General features: G+C 38.0%; 11 protein-coding genes. 5 read left to right on the top strand and 6 right to left on the bottom strand.

The window, feature by feature from the left end; all coding sequences use genetic code 11:
- Positions 1 to 982: flippase-like domain-containing protein (locus JW841_16985; protein MBN1962630.1), on the bottom strand; the 982-nt coding region annotated here is incomplete at its 3' end.
- A 152-nt stretch (positions 983 to 1134) separates the two neighbouring features.
- A complete protein-coding gene (locus JW841_16980; GenBank protein MBN1962629.1) occupies positions 1135 to 1857 on the bottom strand; it encodes a hypothetical protein in 723 nt (240 codons plus the stop codon).
- 372 nt (positions 1858 to 2229) lie between these two features.
- On the opposite strand from JW841_16980, the gene rsgA reads away from it, so the two are divergent.
- The 5 genes from rsgA to JW841_16955 all read left to right on the top strand — a co-directional run bounded on the left by rsgA (position 2230) and on the right by JW841_16955 (position 6936).
- Positions 2230 to 3297 carry a ribosome small subunit-dependent GTPase A gene (gene rsgA, locus JW841_16975; GenBank protein ID MBN1962628.1) on the top strand — a complete coding sequence of 356 codons (1068 nt, stop codon included), beginning with the start codon at positions 2230 to 2232 and terminating at the stop codon, positions 3295 to 3297.
- 135 nt (positions 3298 to 3432) lie between these two features.
- A complete protein-coding gene (locus JW841_16970) occupies positions 3433 to 4275 on the top strand; it encodes a hypothetical protein (GenBank protein MBN1962627.1) in 843 nt (280 codons plus the stop codon).
- A gap of 119 nt (positions 4276 to 4394) precedes the next feature.
- Entirely contained in the window at positions 4395 to 4673 is a 279-nt protein-coding gene (locus tag JW841_16965) for a hypothetical protein (protein ID MBN1962626.1), read from the top strand.
- Entirely contained in the window at positions 4663 to 5844 is a 1182-nt protein-coding gene (locus JW841_16960; GenBank protein MBN1962625.1) for a hypothetical protein, read from the top strand. The genes JW841_16965 and JW841_16960 overlap by 11 nt, the downstream gene beginning before the upstream one ends.
- 3 nt (positions 5845 to 5847) lie before the next feature.
- On the top strand, positions 5848 to 6936 hold the full coding sequence (locus tag JW841_16955) for a hypothetical protein (protein ID MBN1962624.1): 1089 nt from the start codon (positions 5848 to 5850) through the stop codon (positions 6934 to 6936).
- A gap of 19 nt (positions 6937 to 6955) precedes the next feature.
- Here JW841_16955 and JW841_16950 read toward each other — a convergent pair whose 3' ends face one another.
- The 4 genes from JW841_16950 to JW841_16935 all read right to left on the bottom strand — a co-directional run bounded on the left by JW841_16950 (position 6956) and on the right by JW841_16935 (position 10321).
- Positions 6956 to 8521, bottom strand: coding sequence for a GHKL domain-containing protein (locus JW841_16950; GenBank protein MBN1962623.1), 1566 nt, complete (start codon positions 8519 to 8521; stop codon positions 6956 to 6958).
- Positions 8514 to 9215: a response regulator transcription factor gene (locus JW841_16945; protein ID MBN1962622.1), complete on the bottom strand. Its 702-nt coding sequence runs from the start codon at positions 9213 to 9215 to the stop codon at positions 8514 to 8516. Before JW841_16945 ends, JW841_16950 begins: the two co-directional genes overlap by 8 nt.
- 2 nt (positions 9216 to 9217) lie before the next feature.
- Positions 9218 to 9910, bottom strand: coding sequence for a hypothetical protein (locus JW841_16940; GenBank protein ID MBN1962621.1), 693 nt, complete (start codon positions 9908 to 9910; stop codon positions 9218 to 9220).
- 204 nt (positions 9911 to 10114) lie between these two features.
- The gene (locus tag JW841_16935) at positions 10115 to 10321 is read right to left on the bottom strand and encodes a hypothetical protein (GenBank protein MBN1962620.1); all 207 of its coding nucleotides are present in this window, start codon (positions 10319 to 10321) and stop codon (positions 10115 to 10117) included.
- Between the last annotated feature and the right edge of the window lie 363 nt (positions 10322 to 10684).

Below are 10684 nucleotides of genomic sequence, written 5' to 3'. Positions count from 1 at the left end.
CGGCATGTATCAATTCACTAATATTTGCTTTACGCATAAATAAGTAAGGCAGACCAAAAGCAATAACAACCAAAATATTTAAGGGATATACTATTAAGCCATAGGCTGCAGCAGCATTGGCGCTAATGCCATAAATAGCTAGACCTTGAGTAATACCTATTTGGTAGGTGCCAATAAATCCTGGGCCTGCTGGTATCATGATAGCAATAACAATAATTGAAACGACGGTTAATCCAGCAGTAAACGGTAAAGACCAACCAAATGCACGCATTACCCAATAAAACCCAGCGCCATTAACCCCCCAATACGCTAGCGACCAAAAAAACAAACCAACGACTGAACGAAAATCAGGCAAGGCCCGTAGACCATCGACAAAAGCAGATACCATACCCGTAAGTTTGCGTTCAAGCTTTGGTGAAATCGGATGAAGAATGCGGGAAAGCAGGCGAAGTGCTAAATCTCTCCAAAGCAAACTCGCAACAACTACCACTAAAGCGCCGGTAAAAAATAATAAAGCCATGACCGCTGCAAGATGTAGCCCTGCTGGCACTTGTTTATTATCACTAAAGATTATTGTGCTTACAAAAAAGAATAACGTTACTAATAGTCCGTCGATAGTTCGCTCTACGACGATGGCGCCAAGGCCAGCACTTAATGAAGCGCTATGTTCTTTTTTAAGCATATATGGTCGAGCAAATTCACCAAGCCGCAAAGGCAACACTAACACCAACATCATTCCAAGATTTGAATTACGAAATACCGCACTCTTAGAAAGACTCACAAACGGGCGTATCAAAATATCCCAGCGTATTGCTCTAACGATTTGAATAAAAACTAATGTTAGCAAATACAATGCAATTAATGAAAAATTTACTTGTCCAAGCAACTGTATAGCAGCATGAAAATCTACATTACGAAATGCTAGCCAAAGACAGACTGCCGAAAGTATAAGACTAACGATAAAACGTATTACTTGCTTCATATCAACTCCAAAATTACATATATAGCACTAACGTTTTTTCGTTAGGTCTAATTTAATTGTTTGGTATGAAATATAACGAGTCTTTAATTTTTTTAATAAAAACAGTCAACTATCATAAGGTAATTTCATAGCAAAAAAGTTATTTAATCTCTCTATTTGGGCTGACGTTTAATTCCCAAAGTCTTGGCTATGCGCTGATGCATACCTTCTGCTTGTTCTGCAGTGCGAGTAACTATTTCACGACCGGTTTCAACAATATCTTCTTCTTCTGCTAGGGGATCACTACTGCAAGCTGCTTGTGATAAAGTAACTGATTGAGCTGCTTTTTGCGCAGCCTGGGCATATATGCGTTCAAGGGCGATTTTGCGATCAGCAACCATACGCTCAAGTTCGGCTATACGCGCCTGAATATCTTCGACGGTAATGCCTTTGCGTTTAGCCCAAACGCTGTGACGCCCTAAAAAGCTTTCTAAACAAAGATCAATATTGCCATCTAGCCCCATTAAATTACTGGTGCAAAATAGCTGTTTGGGATCTGGTGATTCAACGCCAATTGGCGGAGGCAATACTACTTTTTTTAAATCCATTGCGCCTTCTGCACCTCGTAAAGCCTGAGCATTGCTTTGGCGAAAATTTACTGCCCCTACCCCACTAGTATCGCGAGTAAAATAGGCGGATTTATAGGCAGTATGCTGATTTGAACTGGTGCTCGGACCGGTTATGGGTTTTTCAAAAGTGTGGCCAACTTTACCAAGCTCGCGGTTTCTACCTTTAGTGCCTATCTTTGCAGCATTAGATTTAGAGCTTTCTTTCTCAGACTCTTCTTCGGGGGCTACGATTGGAACTGGAGGCTTGTAGAGAAGATCACGACCCATAGCTATATGTTATCGCTGTTTTTATCTTTGCTGTAAACATCTAGATTTTAAGATTTTATACCATTTAACTTCCTATTATTTCCATAAAAAGAATGTATATATTAACTTTGATAAAGCTAATTGACTAGAATGCTGCTTATAAGCTATTATCTATTTGATTTATAAAAACTTTTTTGGGGATTTATACTTGTAATTAATCTTCATGTGGATCGTGTGTAGCAATTAGAGTGAATGTATTTCGTTTTTTACATACTAATTGCACAATTCATTGATCCTACTGCCTGCAAACATTGCACAAATGTATAAGTTTTATTTTGTGCTGCTTTTGCAGGCTAAACACACGCAAATTTAATTCGTCACATGGAGTATTAAATGTATGAGCTAACAGCTCTTGGATTTAACCCCTTTTTTAAAGAACAGTTATTAAGTAATGACGCCAATTGCGCCAGAATTGCTGCTGAGCATCGTGGTGGTTATGAAGTTTGGTCTGACAAGGGCTCAGGATTAGCCCAATTAGCAGGTCGACTCAAACATACTCTCGATAGCGAGAATTTACCTGGGGTTGGTGATTGGGTAGTTTTACAGTCACAACCTGATTTGGAACAAATTTCAATCATTAAACGAGTTCTAAAACGTCAAACGTGTTTCTTGCGCGGCGCTGCCGGTCGTCAAATACAAGGACAAGTAATTGCCGCCAATATAGACATTGTATTTATTGTTTGTGGACTAGATAATGATTATAATTTACGTCGTATTCAGCGTTATTTAGCACGCATATGGGCCAGTGGTGCCCAGCCGGTGATAATTCTTAACAAAGCTGATGTATGCTCTGCTGTTAACTTGCACCAAAACCAGGTTGAACAAGCTTGTATTGGTGTTGCAGTGCATGTGATTAGCGCCATTTGTCATCAGGGTTTAGAGGTAATTCATCAATATCTAAAACATGGTATCACCGCAGCTTTTGTGGGTTCTTCAGGCACGGGCAAGTCCACTCTGATAAACACGCTTCTGGGCGAAGAGCGGATGACAATAAAGCCTATCAATTCGCATGATGGGCGTGGTTGTCATACAACTACTCATCGTCAACTCATTATATTGCCGCATGGAGGGATAGTAATTGACACACCTGGTATGCGTGAATTGCAGTTGTATGACGAAGCTGGAATTGATTCAGTATTTAGTGATATTGAAAATTTATCAGGTGGTTGTAAATTTAAAGATTGCAAACACCAAAGCGAGCCAGGCTGTGCAGTACGCATTGCAGTTGCAACAAATTCACTGGCTAACGAACGTTTAGATTATTTTTTAAAGATGAAAAGTGAGGCACAAGCATATGCGCTACGCCATGATGAGCATCAACGTCGCCAGGCAGATAAAGCTTTTGGCAAACAAATTGCTCGCGCTAAAAAATCTTTGCAACGGATAAAGAAAAAATATTGACCGATGTTGTATGCTAAACGCTTGCACCAGTTTTGCATATTATTTGCTTCAAATTTCTATAATTAATTCATATTATTGCCACATTTTTTATTTAACCTCCTTAGAAATAGACAACACTAAGGAGGCATTAGCCAAATGTTCGCACGAATTAAAAAAATCTTTTTAATGCCGATTCGCTATCATGTATGGGGTAGCTTTCTTATTGTCGTCTTTGCAACTGCGGTCATCTCAGGCCAAGTGGCAGATCGCCAAGGTTTTGCTAATGGAGAACTTTATAGTGACGTGATTGAACGCTGGGGTGCTCCTATCGATCAAGTGGCACCATCAGTGAGATATGTTCAAAGTGGTACAGTTTTTAATTCACTTAAGCCTTTAGTGTTATCACAGCAAAAAATCAGTGTTGATGCTTCGATGAATTACCGTAAACGTGGGTTAGTATATTTTTCGGGATTTGATTTTAGTTTTAGTGGAATCTATGAAGTTATTAATCCTGAAGCACGAGATATTGATATTGTTTTTGTGTTTCCAGTATCCCTAGATCGTAACAAAGTATTACTTTCGGAGTTATCATTTTTAGTTAATAATAAAAAAACTGACGCAATACTTTCCGATGCTAGTGATAAGATAGTTTGGACTGGTCGTTTGAAAAAAAATGAAAGTAATACCTTTCGTGTAACTTTTAAAGGCCGAGGTCTTGATTCATTTCACTATCGACTTGACCCTTCGCTGGCTGTGAAAAATTTTAGTTTTAATATAACCGTAAATGGCGGAGACAACTACGACTATCCTATAGGTGTTGTACCTGCACATGAAAGCCACCAAACGACGCAAGCAATTACTTTACTTTGGCATTATCCTTCTTTGGAGTCAGGAGTTATAGTTGGTGCCATTTTGCCTTCACAAAAATCATTTGATGCTTTGATTTCTACCATGGCTGCAAGAGCTTGGGCGCCCTTTATAATATATTATTTGCGCTGAGTGGGCTGTTTACCATTCGTGGAAAACGCTTAAAATTTTATGAAGCATATCTAATTGCGGCAGCATATGGGTTTTTCTTTGTGCTCTTAGCATATTTGGCTGCCTATATGAACTTTTATGTGGCTTATTTAATTAGTGCTACGGTAATCACGACGTTGTTAACCTTTTATGTGCTAAGATTAGAATCACCTAAAATCACAAAACATATTATCGCGCTAAACATTGCTTTATTAGTGGCACCTTCAACAGCAGTAATTGCCCAAGGTTTTACTGGTTTAATTTACTCGCTTGAAATTTTATGTGGCTTAACTGTCATCATGTTATTTTCTAGCAAAAATGGTTTTAAAAAACTGACAGAACAAATGACAAATAATACGGAGACCACACATGCTGCGTAAAATTATTTCTTTTATATTAATTATCTTTTTAACATCGCATACATATGCTCAGGATAACCCAGGCACCGCCACTCTTGCTCTTGAAGAATTATTACGTTTGCATAAAGAAGTCGATAAAAAAAACGTTGCATCAATTAAACCACCGATTAATTATACAGTCTCAAGTTTTATAGCAAAAGCGCAAATTGTTGGTGATGCCATAGAAGCAAAATCATTTATTAAAATAACGGTCTTGGATAACGGTTGGACAATTGTGCCGATCTTAGAATCAGATGCTGATCTAAACATTACCAATTTACCTATAGTTAATAATGGTGACTTTTTAAGTAGCAACAACGATTTAAAATTTATAACCCATACGGCAGGTACCTATGAATTTAGTGTTAGTTTTATTAAGACCGCGAAAAAAGATGGCGTTAATTGGTTGCTAAAATTAAGACCATCACCCGCCGCTATTACAAAACTTGAACTTACTTATGATAGCAATCTTTTTAAAGTTAATAATAATGATACACGCCGCGAAGGAGATAGTTTAATCATATACTCAAAAAATCATGCGTTACAGTTATCATGGAAGAACTTACAAATACCCTCAAAAAAAGTTGAGGTCCTTTACGATAATACTCCTGTTGAGCCAGTGGTGACTACAGCCTATGCAATTATAGTAACGACTTTAGATGGTCAGCGTTTTACTAGAATCTTGTATCGATTACGAGTACAAGGAAAACATGATTTAGCGATATCTATCCCAAACTCGCAACAGCTTACTAAAGTTTATCTTAATGGAATTTCTATTCCATTTGCAATAAACAAACAACATACTACTATATCAATATCCCCCCCCCGCCTTGGTGAACAAAATGCCATATTAGAATTAGTAATAAAAGAGCAACACTCACCCATGGCTTTGGCTGGTAACTTACAATTTTTATTACCAAAAGTTTCTTGGGGTATAAATGAATATGCTTGTATGCTGTATTTACCGAAAGTCTTTAATTACCAATGGAATGGCGGCAGTTTAGCGCCGGGAGCCATTGATAATTTACCTAATTATACTTTTAATATGCCCACACCAGGCAAATCTTTTGCAGTTACTCAACAACTGGTAAATGACGCTCCAGATGCTGTCATGGCTTATACAGTAGATTTAACTGGTAATTATTTTAATTAACAAATGATTAGGCATAACATAATATATTTAGTCATATGCATTATACTCATATTATTATGGCATTATTCTTGCGCTAGCGCGGCTAGGCAAAACAACACCGATAAGGCAGAAGCAGAGTTAAGTAAATTCTTTGCAAATCCAATACCCGCTTTACAAAAACTACCATTTAGTTTTCGGATCATCGCTTTATCTAATCTTGCCGAATATTATGCAAGTCGAAAACGAAATCAAAATTTGCCAAAAGAAATTATTTCACAACGTATAGATAAGATAATTTCATTGGCACATTCAAGATTAGTTAATCCATATAAAACCGCTGATCTCTCAATAATTCAACTAGGCAATAATGGTCTTTATTTAAGTCATTTAAATATAATTTTAGGCACTTATGAAACTGTCAACAGAAACGCAAAATACAAGTCATTAAATAAGCACATTAGCACTCATTTAGCACAACTATCACACAATCAATGGGCTCACGCTCAGTCTTTTGCGCACAGCAAACAACGTTGGCCTGCTGATCAATCAGCACTATTGTTTTCGCTTTGGTTATATGATCAAAACTTCAACAGCCAAATCGCCGTACAACCTATTAAGCATTGGCTTTTATATATGTCTGAATCAGCCGTAAGCGATTTTAATAATCTACCAGTATCTGAAATCACCAACACCACTAAAACTTCTCAGATACCACGCGGTTGTGCCCTTTCTTTTAGTATACGTTACATGGCGGCATTTGCTCATAAGCAAGCTATTATTTTATGGAAGCAATATATTCAAACATTCAAAATTTCTTTTTTGGGTTTTTCGGGATTGCGCGAATGGCCACCAAATACTTCAGCTCGTTCAGACATCGACTCAGGACCGATTATCATGGAGGTAGGCGCTGCCGCTACCGGTTTTGGGCTCGGCGCTGCGCGTGCCGTTGATGATGAAAAGATGTATAAAGAACTAACAAATTCGATTACTCTATTATACTCACTGGCCAACCAAAATCTTCGCCAAGTCGGTGATTCAATATTAGCAAGAAGTATTTTTCTTCAGGGGCAATATTTCACTAAATGGTATGATAATGATGTTTTTATCAAATAATTATATTTTATTAAATCAATCACAAAACCAAATTAAATTTCGTATGTCCCTTGCTACTTTCACAAGTTATTTTACCTCCTCTAGTTTCAGCGATTGCTTTGACTAGGGATAATCCTAATCCCGTACCACCACGCTCTGCCTTGGTAGTGAAAAATCTATTAAATATTTTATCAATATATTCAGGTGCTATGCCAGAACCATTATCTGCAACTGTAATCACTAACCTGTCATCTTCAACCATCGCGGATAGTTCAACACGAGTTGTAGATTCTTGCTCAAGAGCATTATCAATTAAATTAGTTATAGCAGAAACGAGTTGTTCAGGATTCATACTAATAGAAGTTACCCTAGAATCTATATCAAAATGCACACGTTCTGGATAACGTGATAACATTTGTTTTAAAAAAGTGTGGACATCAATTTCTTCAACAGGTAAATTACTTGCACTATTTTCTATTTTAGCCAGATAAAGAAGCTGCGTCACTAATCTTTCTAAACGCAATGCATCTGCTTCGATATTGGTAAGAAAACGCTGGCGCTGCTCTATTGTCATAGTAGCTATATTGTCATTCAGTAATTCGGCAGCACCACGAATTGCAGTAATTGGTGTTTTTAATTCATGGGCTATATTAGCTGTATATGCAGAAATATATTCAGCACGCTCATGCAATTTTGTAGTCATTACCGCCAAAGAATTTGCAAGATCTTTAAATTCTGCCGGCGTCCAAGGTTTATGGGCAAAATGACTCGCTTGGCTTCCTTGGGTCACGGATTTTGCATCATTACTTAATCGTCTAAGCGGTCGAGTAATTGCAGCAGTAAAAATACATGAAGCAATTATTATTAAGAAGCAACAGGTGAAACCCGCGATTAATAAACCTCTACGATTAAGCCAAAGTGAACGAATAGCCGACATGCTAGTACGAGAAATTCTAACTACCCCAATCACTTTTCCGGCAGCAAATATTGGCAAAGCAGCAAAAACTCTCACATTACCACGACGACGAATATCATTTAGGGGCGGAGCAGGTTCATCACTAATTCGTTTACGTGTTACTGCGTTGTAGATACCATCAAGTGCTGCTTGCACTTCAGGTGCAGTGTATAATGACATCCCCAATTCACTACGTGTTGTTGCGATAACGCATCCGTTGGCATCGAGAATTCTAATTGCTGAAAGAGTGAACACTTGCACACGTTTCAACAAAGGCATCATTGCTTGCGCCGCAAGCTGTGCATTTCTTTGTGGTATTTGTGAGCATTTTTGGACTTTTGGCTGTGGTGGCAATATTTCTATTCCTAAATCGATAACTGGCTCTATTGGAATAAAAGCTGCATCATCTCTACCTAGAGGTTTAAAATTATGCAGTTCAACTTTATTTTCTATATCTAATAAAGCGGCTCGCCAAGCTTCACCGACAAATATGGCTTGTGCGATTAATTGTCGTTCTGTTTGACGCAATAAGTATGTATCATAAATACGAAAACCAAATAATGCAAACAAGGGCAATAAAAACACTATCGCATTTGTGCCAAGTAATAACCAACGAATAGGTATACCGGCTGCAGATCTAGAATTAATCATCACGCATTCGATACCCTAGGCCATAGACAGTTTCCACTAAATCGCAGTTAGCACTCGCTAGTTTTTTACGGATACGACGAATATGGCTATCAACTGTACGATCAGAAATAACATGATCTTCACCGCAAGCAGCATCAACCAACTGATCACGTGTAAACACACGTCCAGGTGAACAAGCCATTACTGACAGCATAGCAAACTCAGTAACAGTCAAAATTATTTCTTGTCCTGCATATTCACAACGATGTTTATGTAAATTTAAACTAAGTTGGCCATGGATAACAATCGATGGTGATACTGTTTTAGTTGTGGATTCACTAGGAGCTAAACGTCGGAATACCGCTTTTATTCTGGCGACTAGTTCTCTGGGACTAAATGGTTTTGAGATATAGTCATCAGCACCAAGTTCAAGACCTAGAACTTTATCTAACTCATCATCACGACTTGATAGAAAAATAATCGGCACCTTGCTTAGTTTGCGTATTTGTTTGCAAACATCTAAACCATCAATGCCAGGCATAGTTATATCTAAAACAATGAGACTAATTTCATATTGCTGAAATAACGCTAATGCCTCACTACCATCTTTTGCTTCAATCACATTAAACAATGCTTGTTCAAGAGCAAAACGAACGACCTCTCGTATATGCCCATCATCATCAACGACTAAAATATTTTTTAAATTTACCGCCATTGTTACTTTCTACAATATCTACCTGACAACAACCGTTCGGCCATCATACAATCAGGAACGGTATTGACATTGACAAAAGATTGACGAAATTCTGCTACCTGTGTTGCTCCTCGTTTGGCTAAATGTCTGAGTACATAATCTTCATCTTTATGCATATAAGCATATTTACCAGCTGTAATTAACATTTCACTAATCCTGGGTGTCATTACACAGCAACCAACATTTACTAATTGTTGTCCGGTATATGGATTATAACGTTCAAAGCCAATTAATTTCTTTTTTCTATCTACAACCAAACCAGAAGCAGTCTCCATAGGTTGGCATATACCACCAGCAATTAAAGCTTCGTAATTTGATATTGCATTTTGGCATTTCTGTTGAAATGTTTTAATATTTTCGGCTGTTGGCATTATCAAATCGCCAGACATAAAAAATGCTGGATGTTTAAGTTTTTGTAAAATATACCCCATTGCTTGCCATGGCCCTTTGACATTAAATGGTACTAATTCAGTGACGATAGTTAATTTCGAAAAATTATTTGCTAGCTTAGCAATGGCGTCCTTAAAACTATTTTTATTTTTAACAATAATACATACCTTTGGACAACAACTTGATTGCTGAATAGCTAATAATAACCAGTATAAAACTGGTTTGCCCAAAATAGGGATTAAATGTTTTGGTAGTTGCTTAGCCATTCTGGTTCCGTCTCCACCAGCTAAGATGTAGACATTTGTCAGATAGCTACAACCCATACATTATTATCATTCAAATCATCTAATATTGCACGGTAGAGTTACTATATTAATTTAAATTCTTATATTTTGGTAGTTAAAAGTATACATAAGTATTACCTTGATAGAACACTAAATTACTTAATTTATAGAATTGAAGTCTAATAATCACTCGCAAGCAAGTGATTGTAAATTTGTTAAAGCACTAACGCTATAAGAAACATCGTTATCATCTGATATTGCAAGCCCTGGCGATATAAATAATCTACCGGGATTGCCCAAACTACCAGCAGCACCACCGCCACCACCACCGCCACACCATTGCGATGCAGAAACTTCCTTACCATTTTGCCCTGGACCAGGAGCAACGCTCATACCATCACCACCTGCTCCGCCCTGGGGATATAAGTCAGGGATCTCTTCATCGCCTACGCCTGGGCAACTTCCGGTTCCACCATGACCACCAACTCCACCTGCTCCACCTCCAACTGAAACTAATTTTTCTAAAGGGCTGGTAAGATTGTTGCTAATGATAATAATTGTCCCGCCAGTAGCTCCTTGAGCACCGCCACCGCCACCGCCGCCTGCGAAACCTTCATAAAATTCTGTAGTACAATCAGTATGTCGGCCATTTTGTCCATCTCCCCCCCTACCTGACTCTTGATCTCATCTCTGTAATTGATCGATTTTATTAGGCTTTACTGGATGCCCTCTTTCGAGGGCATGACGTAGAGAGTT

It is taken from the genome of Deltaproteobacteria bacterium (assembly GCA_016931625.1).
Lineage (GTDB): Bacteria > Myxococcota > XYA12-FULL-58-9 > XYA12-FULL-58-9 > JAFGEK01 > JAFGEK01.
Note: the sequence above shows the minus strand (reverse complement) of the source record. Positions and strands in the feature narration are given on the sequence as shown.